Annotated in this window: 14 protein-coding genes; 11 read left to right on the forward strand and 3 right to left on the reverse strand. The window is 72.8% G+C overall.

Annotated features, from left to right (window positions below):
- Window positions 1-185: 185 nt before the first annotated feature.
- Genes Ari01nite_RS48800 through Ari01nite_RS48810 form a run of 3 tightly spaced genes read left to right on the forward strand, consistent with a single transcriptional unit; the run spans window position 186 to window position 6,379 of the window.
- A complete protein-coding gene (locus Ari01nite_RS48800) occupies window positions 186-5,171 on the forward strand; it encodes a family 43 glycosylhydrolase (protein WP_203791526.1) in 4,986 nt (1,661 codons plus the stop codon).
- 46 nt (window positions 5,172-5,217) lie between these two features.
- Window positions 5,218-5,934, forward strand: coding sequence for a peptidylprolyl isomerase (locus Ari01nite_RS48805; RefSeq protein ID WP_239163695.1), 717 nt, complete (start codon window positions 5,218-5,220; stop codon window positions 5,932-5,934).
- Between the two features lie 7 nt (window positions 5,935-5,941).
- Window positions 5,942-6,379 (forward strand): NUDIX domain-containing protein, encoded by a 438-nt coding sequence (locus Ari01nite_RS48810; RefSeq protein ID WP_203791528.1) that lies wholly within the window; start codon window positions 5,942-5,944, stop codon window positions 6,377-6,379.
- Here Ari01nite_RS48810 and Ari01nite_RS48815 read toward each other — a convergent pair.
- Window positions 6,376-7,095: an ABC transporter permease gene (locus Ari01nite_RS48815; RefSeq protein ID WP_203791530.1), complete on the reverse strand. Its 720-nt coding sequence runs from the start codon at window positions 7,093-7,095 to the stop codon at window positions 6,376-6,378. The genes Ari01nite_RS48810 and Ari01nite_RS48815 overlap by 4 nt on opposite strands.
- 10 nt (window positions 7,096-7,105) lie before the next feature.
- Window positions 7,106-7,990 carry an ABC transporter ATP-binding protein gene (locus Ari01nite_RS48820; protein WP_203791532.1) on the reverse strand — a complete coding sequence of 295 codons (885 nt, stop codon included), beginning with the start codon at window positions 7,988-7,990 and terminating at the stop codon, window positions 7,106-7,108.
- A gap of 6 nt (window positions 7,991-7,996) precedes the next feature.
- On the opposite strand from Ari01nite_RS48820, the gene Ari01nite_RS48825 reads away from it, so the two are divergent.
- Genes Ari01nite_RS48825 through Ari01nite_RS48835 form a run of 3 tightly spaced genes read left to right on the forward strand, consistent with a single transcriptional unit; the run spans window position 7,997 to window position 10,450 of the window.
- Complete coding sequence (locus tag Ari01nite_RS48825; protein WP_203791534.1) at window positions 7,997-9,187, forward strand: sensor histidine kinase; 1,191 nt, start codon at window positions 7,997-7,999, stop codon at window positions 9,185-9,187.
- Window positions 9,184-9,786, forward strand: coding sequence for a response regulator transcription factor (locus Ari01nite_RS48830; RefSeq protein ID WP_203791536.1), 603 nt, complete (start codon window positions 9,184-9,186; stop codon window positions 9,784-9,786). The genes Ari01nite_RS48825 and Ari01nite_RS48830 overlap by 4 nt, the downstream gene beginning before the upstream one ends.
- 10 nt (window positions 9,787-9,796) lie before the next feature.
- A complete protein-coding gene (locus Ari01nite_RS48835; RefSeq protein WP_203791538.1) occupies window positions 9,797-10,450 on the forward strand; it encodes a GOLPH3/VPS74 family protein in 654 nt (217 codons plus the stop codon).
- A gap of 10 nt (window positions 10,451-10,460) precedes the next feature.
- Here the strand turns inward: Ari01nite_RS48835 and Ari01nite_RS48840 are convergent, their stop codons facing one another.
- On the reverse strand, window positions 10,461-11,069 hold the full coding sequence (locus Ari01nite_RS48840; RefSeq protein ID WP_203791540.1) for a dihydrofolate reductase family protein: 609 nt from the start codon (window positions 11,067-11,069) through the stop codon (window positions 10,461-10,463).
- Window positions 11,070-11,169: 100 nt separating this feature from the next.
- On the opposite strand from Ari01nite_RS48840, the gene Ari01nite_RS48845 reads away from it, so the two are divergent.
- The 5 genes from Ari01nite_RS48845 to Ari01nite_RS48865 are packed head-to-tail and all read left to right on the forward strand — an operon-like array spanning window position 11,170 to window position 15,211.
- Entirely contained in the window at window positions 11,170-11,721 is a 552-nt protein-coding gene (locus Ari01nite_RS48845; RefSeq protein WP_203791542.1) for an RNA polymerase sigma factor, read from the forward strand.
- Window positions 11,718-12,518, forward strand: a complete 801-nt coding sequence (locus Ari01nite_RS48850) for a zf-HC2 domain-containing protein (protein ID WP_203791544.1) — start codon at window positions 11,718-11,720, stop codon at window positions 12,516-12,518. Before Ari01nite_RS48845 ends, Ari01nite_RS48850 begins: the two co-directional genes overlap by 4 nt.
- 10 nt (window positions 12,519-12,528) lie before the next feature.
- Entirely contained in the window at window positions 12,529-13,329 is an 801-nt protein-coding gene (locus Ari01nite_RS48855; protein WP_203791546.1) for an ABC transporter ATP-binding protein, read from the forward strand.
- On the forward strand, window positions 13,326-14,633 hold the full coding sequence (locus tag Ari01nite_RS48860; RefSeq protein WP_239163696.1) for a hypothetical protein: 1,308 nt from the start codon (window positions 13,326-13,328) through the stop codon (window positions 14,631-14,633). The genes Ari01nite_RS48855 and Ari01nite_RS48860 overlap by 4 nt, the downstream gene beginning before the upstream one ends.
- Complete coding sequence (locus tag Ari01nite_RS48865; RefSeq protein WP_203791548.1) at window positions 14,630-15,211, forward strand: hypothetical protein; 582 nt, start codon at window positions 14,630-14,632, stop codon at window positions 15,209-15,211. Before Ari01nite_RS48860 ends, Ari01nite_RS48865 begins: the two co-directional genes overlap by 4 nt.
- Window positions 15,212-15,368: the final 157 nt, after the last annotated feature.

The raw sequence follows: 15,368 nt of genomic DNA on the forward strand, positions 1-15,368 counted from the left end.
GAGGTTGTTGGTCATGCCGGCGAGCAGGGTGTTGGCAACCAGGCGGCGAAAGGTAGTCATGCCCGGATAGACCGGCGCCGCCGCCGGAACTCATCGCTGACCGGCGAAGTTTTGTTTGCTACGGACCGGCGTCAAATATGTGAATGTCTTGACACCCGAAATTGTTATCGTTAACACTCCCGGCCATGGCTTCCGCTCGCCCCCGTGTGCTCGTGCACATGGCCGCCGCCCTGACCCTCGCCGCCGTCGCGGTGGTCACCCCTTCGTCGCCCTCGTCGGCTGCCGTCGACGACGGGCTGGTGCTGCACTACGACCTGGCCCAGACGTCGGGGACGGCGGTGCCGGACGCCTCCGGCAACGGTCACGACGGCACGCTGGCGGGCGATGCCACCTGGTCGTCGGGCGGTCTGACCCTCGGCGGCACGAACGGGCACGTCCGGCTGCCGGCCGGCATCATGTCCGGGCTCGGGCAGATCACCGTCTCGGCCGACGTGAAGATCGACCCGGCGCAGGCCACCCCGTACATGATCTGGGCGTTGGGCAACACCGACGCGGCGGGCGTGGGCAACGGCTACCTGTTCACGACCGGCGACGCCTACCGGACCTCGATCGCGAGCGGCAACTGGTCGACCGAGCAGACCGTGCGGTCGACGTCGGCGCTGCCGCGCGGGGCGTGGCTGAGCATCGCCTACACGCTGGACGGCTCCGGCGTGGCCACCCAGTACCTGAACGGCCGGCCGGTGGCGACGCAGACCGGCGTGACACTGACCCCGGGCGGGATCGGCGGCGGCGCCACCACGGCGAACTACCTGGGCCGCTCGGTCTACAACGCGGATGCCTACCTGCGCGGGCAGGTGCGCAACTTCCGGATCTACGACCGGGCGCTCAGTGCCGGTGAGGCCGGCGAGATCGCGATCAGCGACAGCGTCCGGGTGGCGGCCGACGAGGCCGCGCTGACCCTCGGCGACACCTCGGCGGTCACCGGCGACCTGACCCTGCCGGCGCTCGGCCCGGTCTACGCCAGCGCGGTCACCTGGTCGTCGTCCGACCCCGCGGTGATCACCGATCAGGGCGTGGTGACCCGACAGGCCGCCGACAGCCGGGTCACCCTCACCGCGACGATCAGCAGCGGCGAGGTCCGGGCCAGCAAGGCGTTCGCGGTGATCGTGCCGGCCGACCTGTCCGACGAGGCCAAGGCGGCGGATGCGGCGACGGCACTCGCGGTGACCAACCTGAACGACGTACGCGGGCATTTGCACCTGCCTTTGACCGGCCGTTATCAGAGCCGGATCACCTGGGCCACCTCGGACGCCGCCGTCATCGCCGACACCGGTGAGGTGCACCGGCCGGCCGCCGGGGGAGCGGCGCGCAAGGTCGAACTGACCGCCACGGTCCGGGTCGGCGAGGCCTCCACCACCCGCGCGTTCACCGCGACCGTGCCGCCGCTGCCGGCGCCCGCACCGCTCTCGGGATACGCCTTCGCCTACTTCACCGGCAACACCATCGCGGGCGAGAAGATCTACTTCGCGGCCAGCGAGGGCAACAACGCCTTGCGCTGGCGGGAACTCAACGGCGGCAACCCGGCGCTGGCGTCGACGCTGGGCACCAAGGGCCTGCGCGACCCGTTCCTGATCCGCTCGCCGGAGGGCGACAAGTTCTATCTGATCGCCACCGACCTGTCGATCGGCGGCGGCACCTCGTGGGACGCCTCGCAGCGCCAGGGCAGCCGGCACATCGAGGTCTGGGAGTCCACCGACCTGGTCAACTGGGGGCAGCAGCGGCACGTGCAGGTCTCGCCGCCGACGGCCGGCAACACCTGGGCACCCGAGGCGTTCTATTCGGCCGAACTGGGCTCGTACGTGGTCTATTGGGCCTCCAAGATCTATGCCGCGAACGACCCCGGACACACCGGAAGCACCTACAACAAGATGCTGTACGCGACCACGCGCGACTTCGTGTCGTTCAGCGAGGCCAAGGTGTGGCAGGACTTCGGCGCTTCCCGGATCGACAGCACGGTCATCGCCGAGGACGGCGTCTACCACCGGTTCACCAAGGACGAGGGTGGCGTGACCGGATGCAGCGACATCATCCAGGAGCGGGCCGATTCGCTGGTGGCGGTCGACGACGCTTCGCTACCGGGCTGGGACCCGGCCAACCCGAAGTGGAAGATCGTGGCGTCCTGCATCGGCCGGGCCGCGGGCACCTCGGCGGTCGAGGGACCGACCGTATTCAAGGCCAACCCCGGTGACACGTCCGGCTCGAAGTACTACCTGTTCGTCGACGAGTACGGCGGCCGCGGCTACATCCCGCTCGGCACCGACGACCTCATCGAGCCGCAGTGGCGGGTGCCGGCCTCGTACTCGCTGCCGGCCAGCCCCCGGCACGGCACGGTGCTGCCGGTCACCCAGGCCGAACTCGACCGGTTGCACGCCACCAGCACGCCGGCGCCGCAGCCGCTGCCGGCCGGCGCCGACGGGCTGATCGCCCGCTACCCGCTGGACACCAGCGCCGCGGACGCCTCCGGCAACGGCAACAACGCCCAGTTGGTCGGCGACGCCGGCTTCGCCGACGGCAGCCTGACCTTCGGCGGCACCAACGGGCACGTGAAGCTGCCGGACAACGCGATGGCCGGGCTGTCCGCGATGACCGTCTCGGCCGAGGTGTGGGTCGACCCCGCCCAGCAGACCCCGTACTTCCTGTGGGGCATGGGCAACACCAACGCGTCCGGCGTCGGCAACGGCTACGTCTTCAGCACCGGCGACGCCTACCGGGCCGCGATCGCCTCCGGGAACTGGTCGACCGAGCAGAACGCGAGCAGCGGCGGCAACCTGCCCCGCGGCTCCTGGCGGACCCTCACCTACACCCTCGGCGGCGGCACGGCCACGCTCTACCTGGACGGCCGGCAGGTCGCGGTGAACACCGCGGCCACCCTGACGCCGGGCTCGATCGGCGGCGGCGCCACCACGGCCAACTACATCGGCCGGTCGGTCTACTCCGGCGACAAGTACTTCAAGGGCCGGATGCGCGACTTCCGCCTCTACAACCGGGCGCTGCCGGCGGCCGAGGTGGTGCAACTCGGCGCGAACGCCACCGCGGTGACCGCGGTGACCCTGGACAGCCTCAAGGCGCCGGCGCTGATCGACGGCGACGCGGGCACCATCGTGCTCCCGGTGAAGGCCGGCACCGACGTGCGCAACCTGGCACCGGCGTTCACGGTCGCGGCCGGCTCCACGGTCGCCGGTGCGCAGGCCGGCGACTGGTCGGCGGCCCGGCGGATCACGGTCACCAGCGCGTCCGGCGCGACCCGCGAATACTCGGTGATCACCCGGGTGATGCGTTCGCCGGTGCTGCCCGGCCTGTACGCCGACCCCAACATCGTGCGGTTCGGCGACACCTACTACATCTACGCGACCACCGACGGGTTCGACGGCTGGAGCGGCACCACCTTCACCGTGTGGTCGTCCACCGACCTGGTCAACTGGACGAAACACGGCATCATCCTGGACCTGGCCGACGTCTCGTGGGCGCAGACCAACGCGTGGGCGCCGTCCGCGGCGTACGCGAACGGCAAGTACTACTTCTACTTCAGCGCGGCCGGGAATATCGGGGTGGCGACCTCGGACTCGCCGACCGGGCCGTTCACCGACTCCGGTGCCCCGCTGGTCGACCGCGACGACTTCGGCGGCGCCCAGCAGATCGACCCCGCGGTGTTCACCGACGACGACGGGCAGAGCTACCTCTACTGGGGCAACGGCACCGCCTACGTGGCGCCGCTGAACGCCGACATGATCTCGCTGGGCGAGCGGCGCACCATCACCGGGCTCGCCGACTTCCGCGAGGGCCTGTTCATGAACAAGCGGGACGGCGTCTACTACCTGACCTACTCGATCGACGACACCCGCAGCGAGAACTACCGGGTCGGCTACGCCACCGCGACCGCGCCGTACGGCCCCTTCACCTCGCGCGGCGTGATCCTGGCCAAGGACCGGTCGCTGGGCATCCTGGGCACCGGGCACAGTTCGGTCATCCAGGTGCCGGGCACCGACGAGTGGTACATCGTCTACCACCGCTTCGCGATACCGGGCGGCGACGGCATGCACCGGGAGACCACGATCGACCGGCTCTACTTCGACGCCGACGGCCTGATCCGGCCGGTCGTCCCGACGCTGGAGAGCATCGACCCGCTGGCGTACACCGGGGTGCTGCCGACCGCAACGCTACCGGCCTCCGGGTGGCTCGGCGCGGGCGCGACGCTCACGCTCACCGGCGGGGCCGGAAACAGCGAGGTGCAGTACGCGCTGACGCCGGGCGCCTGGGTGGCGTACACCGGTCCGGTCCCGCTTCCGGCCGGCAGTTACCCGGTCTCGTACCGGGCCCGCGGCACCAACGGCATCCTCAGCGCGCCGGTCGACGTCCGGGTCCAGGTCGACGTGGAGGCCCCGATGACCGCCGCCGCGGTGACCACCAAGGGCACCCGGTCCACGGTGACGCTGACCGCGCAGGACGCCGCCTCCGGCGTGGCGAAGATTGCGTACCGGGTGGGCACCGGCGGCTGGCAGGACTACCGGGCCCCGTTCACCGTCGACGGCGTGCAGCAGGTGGAGTTCACGGCCGCCGACCACGCCGGCAACGCGTCCGCGGCGCAGCGCATCTCGGTGCCGCTGGTCCGCGACACCACCGGCCCGACGGTCGGCGCGATCACCAGCCCCACCCGGGCCACCGGCACCAACGGCTGGTTCACCACTCCCGTGTCGGTGCTCGCCACGGCCGCCGACCCGGCCGGCGTTGCGCTGCGCGAGTACCGCATCGACAACGGGGCCTGGCGCACGTACACCGGCCCGATCCCGGTCCGCGAGGGCGTGACGAAGGTGGGGGTCCGCGCCACCGACGTGTGGGGCAACAGGTCCTGGGCACTGGTCTTCACGGTCAAGCGGGACATGGGCCGCCCCACGGCGACCGCGGCGGTGCGCTCGGCGACGGTGCGGCTGACCGCGAAGGATGCGGTCTCCGGCGTCCAGCTCATCCAGTACCGGGTGGACCGCGGCCGGTGGCTCACCTACCGCCAGCCGGTCAAGGTGCGCGGCAAGGGCTCACACACGGTGACGTACGGCGCGGTGGACCGGGCCGGCAACGTGAGCACGGTCCGTACCGCCACGGTCCGGATCCGGTAACGGCTGGAGCTTGACCGCATCAACGGACATCGATTAGACAAAGAGGATGCTGAACCGGGCACTCGTCATGGTCCTTGCGGTTGCCGCGTTCGGGGTCGGCGCTGCGCCGGCGTCGGCTGCCGGTCCCACCGCGCCCACGGAGCCCACGGCCGGGCCCTGCCAGTACACGCCGACGCCGGACGATCCGGCCGCGCGTCCGGTGCCGTTGCCGCGGGACCCGGCGCACACCCCGAGCCGGGGCGTCGCGCGGGTGCTGCTGCGGACCAGCCTCGGGCTGATCCCGCTGGAACTGGACCGGGCGGCGGCGCCGTGCACGGTGCAGAGCTTCCTGCACCTGGTGCGGCACCGGTTCTACGACCGGACGATCTGCCACCGGCTCACCGCCTACCCGACGCTGAGCGTGCTGCAGTGCGGCGATCCGTCCGGCACCGGCTCGGGCGGCCCCGGCTACCGGTACAGGGACGAGTTGCCGGCCGACTTGCCGCCCGCGCCGACCGACCCCACCGGCGTGCGCCGGCTCTACGCCCGCGGCGTGCTGGCCATGGCCAACGCCGGCCCGGACACCAACGGCAGCCAGTTCTTCCTGGTCTACGCCGACTCCGCGCTGCGCCCGAACTACACCGTCTTCGGCTCCGTGACCCCCACCGGCCTGCGCACCCTCGACCGGGTAGCGGCCGGCGGCATCGAGCCCACCCCCGACGACCCGGCCCCGGTCGACGGCGCCCCGGCCCTACGCACCGAAATCCGCAAAGCCCGCGGGTAAGCCCGGGATGCCGCCGATTGCCACGCCTCAGGTCGCCGCCGGTGCCCTCTTCTTTGACGACAATGGCCGCGTTCTGCTGGTGAAACCCGCCTACAAGCCCGGCTGGGACATCCCGGGTGGGTTCGTCGAGCCCGGGGAATCGCCACGGGCGGCCTGCACGCGGGAGGTTCGGGAGGAGCTCGGCCTGATCGTCGACGTCGGTGAGCTGCTGGTGGTCGACTGGGCGCCGGGCGCGGAGGGTGACAAGCTGCTCTTCGTCTTCGACGCCGGGCCTGGTCACGGCGAGATCCGGTTTGCCGACGGGGAGTTGACCGAGGCCCGGTTCGTCGCCTATGACGAGCTGGACGACTACCCGCCGGGCCGGCTGACACGCCGGGTCCGGGCCGCGATCGACGCCAAGGTTCGCGGGACCGGGATCTATGCCGAGCACGGGCAGCTGCCTTAGCGCCGGGGCTCCCAGCGGAACAATCGGGCCGCCAGCGCCACCGCGACCACCACCCAGGCCAGCGTCGGCGCCAGCAGCAGCAGGGAGTCGGCCACTGAGGCTCCGCCGTTCCAGGCGTTCAGGGCCAGTTCGGTGGCCGCGCCGCCGGGCAGCAGGCGCTTCAGCAGGGTCAGGTCCTCGGTGCCGCTGATGCCCACCCACCCCGAGATGGCGATGACGCCGATGCTGACCGGCAGCGTGGTCACCTGCGCGTGCTCGGGCGAGGTTGTCAGCCCGGCGGTGGCCAGGGCCAGGCCGATCATCATGGCCACGGTGCCGAGCACCGCGGCGGCCAGCAGCGGCACGTTGGCGGGCGCGCCGCTGACCACGGCGAGCGCGGTCAGGATCACCGCGGTCTGCACCAGGGCGAGTACCACGACCGGCAGCAGCAGGCCGGCGATGATGCCGGTGTCGCTCGCCGCGGTCGACCGCAGCCGCTTGAGGAAGAGGTTCTGGCGGCGGGCGGCCAGCGTGGTGACCGCGGTGGTGTAGAGACCGAACGCGCCGACCGTGAAGGTCACCACCGAGGCGATGTAGCCGAGACTGGCCAGCGAGGCGAAGGCGTCGTGCCGGTAGATGAAGAACGCGCTGACCGCGGCCGGCATGATCAGGCTGGTGACCAGCACCAGGCGGTTCCGGAAGATCTGAAGCAGTTCGCTGGTGGCGATGGCTAGCATGGTCGGTCCCTCACTGGCTCTCGATGGCACGGAAGACGTCGTCGAGGCGGGTCGGCCCGGCCTCCAGGTCGGGCAGGTCCAGACCGTGCTGGTGGGCCCAGCCGAGCAGCGCGTACAGGTCCTGCTGCAGGTCGAAGGTCTCCACGACGGCGCGTCCGCCGGAAGACAAAGCTGCCGGCAGCGGCAGGCCGGGTGCGCGCGCGGGGAGGGTGAACCGGATGACTGACGGCAGGGTCCGGGTCAGCTCGGAGACGGTGCCCTCGCGGTGGAACCGGCCCTGGTGCATCAGGCCGATGCGGTCCGCCCGCTGCTGGGCCTCCTCCAGATAGTGGGTGGTGAGCACGATGGTGGAGCCGTCCTCGCGGAGCCGGTCCACCGACCGCCAGAGGTCGTCCCGGGACGGGATGTCGAGCCCGGTGGTGGGTTCGTCCAGGAAGATCAGCTCGGGCTTGCCGTACACCGCGGTGGCGAAGTCCAGCCGCCGCTTCTCGCCGCCGGACAGCTGGGCGACCCTGGTGCCGGCCTTGCGGGTCAGGTCCACCACGTCGAGCACCCGGCCGGCATCGTCGGTGCGCCCGGTGAGCCGGCCGATCAGCGCGACCGACTCGCGCACCGTGAGGTCGGGGGAGAAGCCGCTCTCCTGGAGCATGATGCCCATCCGGGGACGGACGGCGCGGCGGTCCTGAGGGCGGTGCCCGAACACCCGCACCGTGCCGGAGGTGGCGGTGCGGTGGCCCTCGACGACCTCCAGGGTCGAGGTCTTGCCGGCGCCGTTCGTGCCGAGCAGCGCGTACAACTCCCCGCGCCGCACCTGGAAGGACAGGTCCCGGACGGCGTGGAAGTCGCCGTACCGCAGGTTCAGGCGGTCGACGTCGATGACTGGTGTGGTGGTCATGCCTCCATGACAGCGGCCGCGGGCCGCGCCGGGCAGTGCGCCGATGTCATCGCAACGTGTGACGTGGTGTCACTGCCCACCGCCGCCGGAAACGATCAATACTCGGGTGTGATCCCTTCCGGGCTGCGCCGACTCAACCGCACCTCGCTGCTGCCGGTGCTCCTGGTGGTCGGCGCGGTGCTGGTGGCACGCGACGCCCGCGGCTGGACCGACGTGCTGATCCTGTCGACCGGCGTGCTCGCGGCCGCGGTGGCTTTCTGGCGCTGGGCGGCCGACGAGGTGCTGCGGGTGGCGCTGCCGTGCACGGTCGTCGCCGCGGCGGTGTGGCCGCTCGCGGTGGTGCTGACCGACAGCCCGAACGGCTCGTACGGTCTGGCCGTGGTGGCCGCCCACGTCGTACCGCAGCTGCCGCGCCACCGGATCCGGGCGGCCGTGGCGGTGCCGGTGTTCATCGGTGTGGTGGGTGCGACCAGGCTGCTCCTCTCGGACGCCGACGCCCGGGGCATTGTGCTGTCCTACGTCGTCGTGCCGGTCGGGGTGGCCGTCGTGACCATCGCGCTGATGTTCCCCAACAAGGGCTTCTACGACCACGTCAAGGATCTGGAGGCGGCGCGGGAACGGGAGGCCGAGCTGGCCGTCGCCCGGGAGCGGGTCCGGTTCGCCTCCGACCTGCACGACATCCAGGGCCACACGCTGCACGTGGTCAAGCTGAAGACCGCGCTGGCGCAGCGGCTGGTGCGCGCCGATCCGGACCGGGCCGAGGAGGAGCTGCGGGAGATCCACGCGCTGGTCGGCGACACCATCAACCAGACCAAGGCATTGGCGTACGCGCAGCGGCGGCTGAACCTGACCGCGGAGCTGGAGAACGCGAAGAACCTGTTCGAAGCGGCCGGTATCGACGTGCGCATCACCCGGGAGGCCGAGGTGGCCCGCTCCGGTGAGCTGCTCGGTCAGGTGCTGCGCGAGACGACCACCAACATCCTGCGCCACGCGCAGGCCACCCGGGTGCGGATCACCCTGTCCGAGGCCGGCATCGCGATCGACAACGACGGCGTACGCGGCGACGCCGTCCCCGAGCTGCGCGGTCTGGCCGCGCTGCGGCAGCGGGTGGCCGACGGTGGCGGCGAGCTGACCGTCCAGGTGCGCGACGGCCGGTTCCGCACGGCCGCGGCCTTTCCCGGAACGGGGAACCGATGACAACCGTGGTGCTGGCCGACGACGAGGCCCTACTGCGCAAGGCGATGGCCGCGCTGCTCCCGTTGGAGGGCGAGATCACGGTGCTGGCCGAGGCACCGGACGGCGACGCGGCGGTGGCGGCCACCCTGGAGCACCGCCCCGACGTGCTGGTCATCGACCTGGAGATGCCCGGCACCGACGGCCTGGGCGCGGTGGCCGAGATCCGCCGCACCCGCCCCGAGCAGGTGATCCTCATGCTGACCCGGCACGCGCGCCCCGGCGTACTGCGCAAGGCTTTGAGGTTGGGTGTCCAGGGTTTTGTCAGCAAATCGGCCGAGCCGGCGCACATCGCCGAAGTGATCGCCGTGCTGCACGAGGGCCGCCGGTGGATCGACCCGGACGTCTCCGCGCTGGCCGTCATCGACGACTGCCCGCTGACCGACCGCGAGCTGGACGTGCTGCGGGTGACCGGCGAGGGCTACTCGGTGGCCGACATCGCCGCCCGATTGCACCTGGCGCCCGGCACGGTCCGCAACTACCTGTCCAACGCCATGCAGAAGACCCAGACCCAGACTCGCCACGAGGCGGCCCGCTACGCCCGCGAACACGACTGGTTGTGAGGAGGCCACCGTGCTGATCGCCGAGGACCTGCTGCTGCTCCTGATGGACGACGAGACCGGAACCCCGGCCCAGGCCGGCACGATGTACTACGCGTTGGGCGGCGCCGTGCTCGCCGAACTGGCCCTGCTCGGCCGGGTCGAGGCCGGGCGCAAGGTGGTGGCGACCGGCGACGGGCCGCTGCCCGACCCGCTGCTGCGGGAGGCGTACGAGAAGGTGGCCGGCAAGGAGCGCGGCGTGCAGACCCTGCTCATCGAGATCGGCTCCCGGCTCTGGGAGCCGCTGGTCGAGCGCCTCCTGGAACGCGGCCTGATCCGCCGGGAACAGCGGAAGGTGCTCGGCCTGTTCCGGGTCACCCGGCTGCCGGCCGCCGACGCCGCGCACGAGGCGGGGCTGCGGCGGCAGATCCGGGCCGCCCTGGTCGACGGTGAGGACGCCGACCCGCGCACCGCCGCGCTGATCGCGCTGCTGTCGGCGAGCGGCGCCCTGCCCATGCTGCGGCCCCAGCTGGCCTGGTCGGGCGACGTCTACCGCCGGGCCAAGGAGTACGAGAACGGCAACTGGGGCGCCGGCGCGGTGAGCGAGGCGGTGACCCGCACGGCGGCGGCAATCGCCGCGAGCACCGCCGTCGTCGCAGCGGCCGCGGCCGCTGCGACGACGAACTAGAGTCCGCGGTTCAGGGGCGGGCTCGGTAGGTCAGGTGCGTGACGCCGGTGGCGGCGCGGGCGGTCACCTGGTCGAACTGCAGCGCGGGGACGTCGTGGAACAAGCGCGTGCCGGCGCCCAGGGTGAACGGGACCACGTGCAGCCGCAACTCGTCGATCAGGCCGGCGGCGAGGTACTGGTTGATGGTGGTGGCGCCGCCGTGTATCAGGACGTCGCCGGTGCCGGCGGCCGCTCGGGCCTGGGTCAGCGCCGACTCGATGCCGCCGGTGACGAAGTGGAACGTGGTGCCGCCGTCCATCGGCTGCGGGTCGCGCTGGTGGTGGGTGAGCACGAACACCGGGGCGTGGAACGGTGGGTTGTCGCCCCACCAGCCGTTCCACGGGCGGGTCCAGGCGCCGCGCACCGGGCCGAACATGTTGCGGCCCATGATGAAGGCCGTGGCGGCGCCCAACTGCTCGATCTCCGCCCGGTTCTCGTCGGGGGTGTCGAACATCCAGGCGTGCAGCCGGCCGCCCGAGCCGTCGCCGCCGTCGTTGCCGAACGGGCGTTCCTCGGTCTGGTCGTGGCCGGCCGCGTAGCCGTCGGCGGAGATGGTGAGGTCGGCGATGATGCGTGTCATGCCCGGGTAGACCGGGACGGCCGGCCGGGCTCATCGCCTTTGTGGGCCACATCACAGTGGGTGGCGAACCGTGGGCGGGCGCGCTTTCGTCTTGCTGATCGTGAGACGAAGTCTGAGCGCGGCCGACGAGGCGGAACTCGTGCGCCGCACCGCCGCCGGGGACCGGCGCGCGTTCGACGAGTTGTACCGGCGGACGTCGCCGTGGCTGCTCGGGCGCCTGCGCCGGCGGTGCGCGGACGACGACGTGGTGGCCGACGTGATGCAGGAGACCTACCTGGCCGTCTGGCGGGCGGCGGGCAGCTTCGCCGGTGCGGCCACGTCCGGCAGCGCGGTGGGCTGGCTGTGGACCATCGCGGCGCACCGGCTCGTCGACGCGTTCCGGCGGCGGGCCCGGCAGAACCAGGTGCCGGCCGTGCCGCTGGCCGAGTCGGTCGCGCCCGCGGCCGAGGACGAGGTGCTGGCCGGCTGGGTCGGTCACGAGCTGGAGCAGGCGCTGCTCGAACTGCCGCCGGAGGCCCGCGAGGTGCTGCGCGCCATGGTCCTCGACGGGTTGTCGGTGCGTGAGACGTCGGTGCTGCTGGGCGTGCCGGAGAACACCGTGAAGTCGCGGGCCCGGCGGGCCCGGATCGCGCTGCGGGAGGCGCTGTCATGAGCACCCATCCGAGTCCCGCGGTGATCGCTCGCTACGCCGACCGGGAGGCGGACCTCGACGAGGTCACGGTCTGGGCGGTCGAGGTACACCTGGAGGGCTGCGCCGACTGCCGGGCCGTGCTGGCCGGCGGCACCACCGACGACGCCCGCGCGCTGCTGGCCCGGGTCGCGGCCGGCCTGAACGACCGCCTCGCCGGTGGCCCGGCACCCGCCCGGCGCCGGCGCTGGTCGGTCACGCGCAGCCGTTGGCTGGTCTGGCACCTGATCCCGTGGCTCACCATGACGGTCGCGGTGCTCGGCTGCGCGGTCCTGCTCCAGTCGCTGCAGCCGGGCCTGCCGTCGCTGGTGGCCCTGCTGGCACCGGTGGCGCCGCTGCCCGGGGTGGCGGTCGCGTGGAGCCGGCGCCACGACCCGGCCTGGGAGCTGATCGCCGGGACGCCGTCGACCGGGCTGGGGATGCTGCTCCGGCGTACCGCCGGGGTGCTGGCCGTGGTGGTGCCGGCGCTCGCGGTGGCGAGCACGACCACCGGCGTCTCGCTGGCGCTGACCCTGCTGCCCTGCCTGGCCTTCACCGCCGCCACCCTGGCGCTGGGCGCCTTCACCGGGGTGCACCGCGCGGCCGCCCTGCTCGGCACCGCCTGGACCCTGGCCGTGGTGGTGCCGGCCGTGCTGACTGCCGAAGCGCCGGTGCTGCTGCAACCGGGCAGTTCGCCGGCCTGGGCGCTGCTCGCCGTGACACTCGCCGCGTTCGCGGCCACCCGGGCTGCCCATTTCCGCCGGCTGACCAGCCATCATTGAGGAGACTGAGATGCGTACGGTGAGCGCGGCCGAGACGGCCCCCACCACCTACCCGTGGGCGGTGCACGCCGAGGGACTGCGGGTGCGCGCCGGCCGGCACCTGGCCGTCGACGGGCTGGACCTGGCCCTGGACACCGGCGTGCACGGCCTGCTCGGCCCGAACGGCGCCGGCAAGACCACCCTGATGCGCGCGCTGGCCACGGTGCTGAAACCGGCCGGCGGCCGGCTCACTCTGCTGGGCGAGGCGGTGGACGGGCGGGCCGACCTGCGGCGGGTCCGGCGCGGGCTGGGCTATCTGCCGCAGCAGTTCGGGTTCTATCCGCGCTTCACGGTGCGCGAGTTCGTCGAGTACCTGGCGTGGCTCAAGGAGATGCCGAAGACGGCGGTCCCGGGCGCGGTGCAGCGGGCGATCGAGCGGGTGGGCCTCGGCGCCAAGGCCGGCGCGCGGATGCGGACGCTGTCCGGCGGCATGCTGCGCCGGGCCGGCATCGCGCAGGCGATCGTCAACGACCCGGCGGTGCTGCTGCTCGACGAGCCGACCGTGGGTCTCGACCCGGAGCAGCGCCTCGACTTCCGGGAACTGCTGCGCGATCTGGGCGTCGACAGCTGCGTGCTGGTCTCCACCCACCTGGTCGAGGACGTGGTGGCCGCCTGCACCGACGTGGTGCTGCTCAACGAGGGCCGGCTGGTCTATCAGGGCACGCCGGACGGCCTGGTCGCGCAGGGCGGCGACGGCGACCCGGGGGACAGCCCGGCCGAGCGGGGCTACTCCGCGCTGCTGCGCCGGCACCGGGCGGAGGCCGGCCGGTGAGCCGCATCCCGGGCCTCACGATCCTGGGCCTCGAGCTGCGCCGGTCGGCGGCGTTCGGCACCGCCCTGATCCTGCTGGTGGTCGGCGTGCTGGCACTGTTCTTCGCGGAGGGCATCGGGTTCGCGACCGGCTGGGTGCAGCTGGCCATGACGCAGCGGCTCTACCTGGCCCTGCTGTGGCCGCTGGCGCTGGCCGCCGGCGCCTGGCAGGGCAGCCGCGAGCGCCGGTCGAAGGTCACCGAGCTGTTCGCCAGCACTCCGCGGCCGCGGGTGCACCGGACGGTGCCGACACTCGGCGCCATGGCGGTCGCGGTGGTCGGCGGATACCTGGCCATGGGCATCGCCGGCGGGCTGTGGATCGCCGGCACCGCCGAATATCTGCCGGTCACCGTCGTGGTGGTGACGGCCGTCGGCGCCCTGGCGCTGGTCGCGGCGGTCTGGCTCGGCCTCGCGGTCGGCCGCCTGCTGCCCTGGCTGGTGACCGCGCCGGCGCTGGCCGTGGCGGGCCTGGGGCTGCTGCTGAGCATCCCCGGCGCGACCCGGCCGCGCGGCTGGCTGGCGCTGGTGTTCTCGCCGATCTACGAGATGAACATGCCGGACGCGTACGCCACCGTGCCCGGCCGGGTCAGCGCCGCCCAGGCGGTCTGGCTGGTCGCGCTGGCCGGCACCGCGGTGCTGCTGTTCGCATCGGGCGGCTGGCGCATCCGGCTGGCGGCGCTGCTGCCGGTGGTGGCCGGGGCCGGGCTGGCGATCGCCGTGATGCCGCACCAGAACCGGGTGGTCACCGACGCGGTCGACCCGGTGGCGCGGCAGCTGGTGTGCGAGGGGGTCGTCTGTGTCAGCCGGGTGCACGAGGGACTGCTGCCCGAGGTGGCCGGGCCGGCACGGGAGGGTCTGGCGATCCTGGCGAAGCTGCCGGGCGGGCCGGTCCGGGTGCACGAGGACACCACCACGTACGGGCCGATGGACTATCCGCCGTGGCGGACCGACGTCGTGCTGCTGCACGTCGGCGCCGGGACGGACGGTCACCTGGCGGACCGGTCCGAGGTGCTGACCGAGGTGGTGGCCGGGGCGTTCGCGAGCCCGCCCGAATGCGAGGACTTCGCCGGCAGCGCGGATCTGACGGCCGCCGCCCATTGGCTGATCGGCGGGACCGACCCGCCGCGCGAGGCGGACGCCGCGGCGGTCTGGGACCGGCTGCGCCAGTTGCCGGCCGGCGAGGCGCAGTCCCGGGTGGTGGCGCTGCGGCAGGCCGCGCTGAACTGCTCGGCGGGCGACGGCCTGTTCCCGCGGAGTGCCGGGTGAGATGGCTGAGCCTGTACGCGCGTTCGCGTCGCGCCCCGATGGCGCTGGGGGTGACCGCCGGGTGCGCGGCCGTGATGTGGTCGCTCTGGTCGGTGTCCTCGGACGACCGCGACGCCGCCGTGCAGACGGTCGTGCTGACCGTGCTGCTGCTGGTAGCGGCGCTGACCGTGACGCTCGGCGGTCCCGATGACGAGCTGGAGGCCACGGCCGCGCTCCGCTGGCTCCCGCGCCGCGCCGGTCACGTGCTGGTCGCGTACCTCATGATGGTGTTGATCTTGGCTTTGACGCGGGCTACCGGGGCCCGGTTCGGCCCGCTCTGGCTGGTGCTGCGGGACGCCGGTGGTCTGCTGGGGCTGACCGCGCTGGCCGCCGCGACGATTGGCACCGCCCGGTCCTGGTTCGTGCCGCTGGGCTGGACGGTTGCCGCGGTGCTGTTCCCGCAGTCCGGGCCGGTCGCCGGCCGCATCCTGACCTGGCAGATGCAGCCGCCGGAGAGTGCGGCCGCCGCGGTTACGGCCGCGCTGCTCGGGGTGGGTGGGCTGATCGTGTACGCGGTGACCGGCCCGGCCCGGAGGTGACCGGCTGGGTTCGCGGGCGCCGAGCAGGGTTGGGCCGACCGCTCAGGCCACCGGTTCTGGGGCCGGAGCGGTTTCGGCGTAGCGGGCGGACAGGTTGGCATACGCCCGGGAGCGCATCGCCACGATCGTGACCACCAGGCCGATGATGCCGGCTCCG

This window comes from Paractinoplanes rishiriensis (genome assembly GCF_016862375.1).
GTDB classification, from domain to species: domain Bacteria; phylum Actinomycetota; class Actinomycetes; order Mycobacteriales; family Micromonosporaceae; genus Actinoplanes; species Actinoplanes rishiriensis.

Bases quoted from the DNA above. Each gene is read 5' to 3' on its own strand.
- Ari01nite_RS48800 (WP_203791526.1), top strand. From the start codon at position 186: ATGGCTTCCGCTCGCCCCCGTGTGCTCGTGCACATGGCCGCCGCCCTG.
- Ari01nite_RS48805 (WP_239163695.1), top strand. From the start codon at position 5,218: ATGCTGAACCGGGCACTCGTCATGGTCCTTGCGGTTGCCGCGTTCGGG.
- Ari01nite_RS48810 (WP_203791528.1), top strand. From the start codon at position 5,942: ATGCCGCCGATTGCCACGCCTCAGGTCGCCGCCGGTGCCCTCTTCTTT.
- Ari01nite_RS48815 (WP_203791530.1), bottom strand. From the start codon at position 7,095: ATGCTAGCCATCGCCACCAGCGAACTGCTTCAGATCTTCCGGAACCGC.
- Ari01nite_RS48820 (WP_203791532.1), bottom strand. From the start codon at position 7,990: ATGACCACCACACCAGTCATCGACGTCGACCGCCTGAACCTGCGGTAC.
- Ari01nite_RS48825 (WP_203791534.1), top strand. From the start codon at position 7,997: ATGACAGCGGCCGCGGGCCGCGCCGGGCAGTGCGCCGATGTCATCGCA.
- Ari01nite_RS48830 (WP_203791536.1), top strand. From the start codon at position 9,184: ATGACAACCGTGGTGCTGGCCGACGACGAGGCCCTACTGCGCAAGGCG.
- Ari01nite_RS48840 (WP_203791540.1), bottom strand. From the start codon at position 11,069: ATGACACGCATCATCGCCGACCTCACCATCTCCGCCGACGGCTACGCG.
- Ari01nite_RS48850 (WP_203791544.1), top strand. From the start codon at position 11,718: ATGAGCACCCATCCGAGTCCCGCGGTGATCGCTCGCTACGCCGACCGG.
- Ari01nite_RS48855 (WP_203791546.1), top strand. From the start codon at position 12,529: ATGCGTACGGTGAGCGCGGCCGAGACGGCCCCCACCACCTACCCGTGG.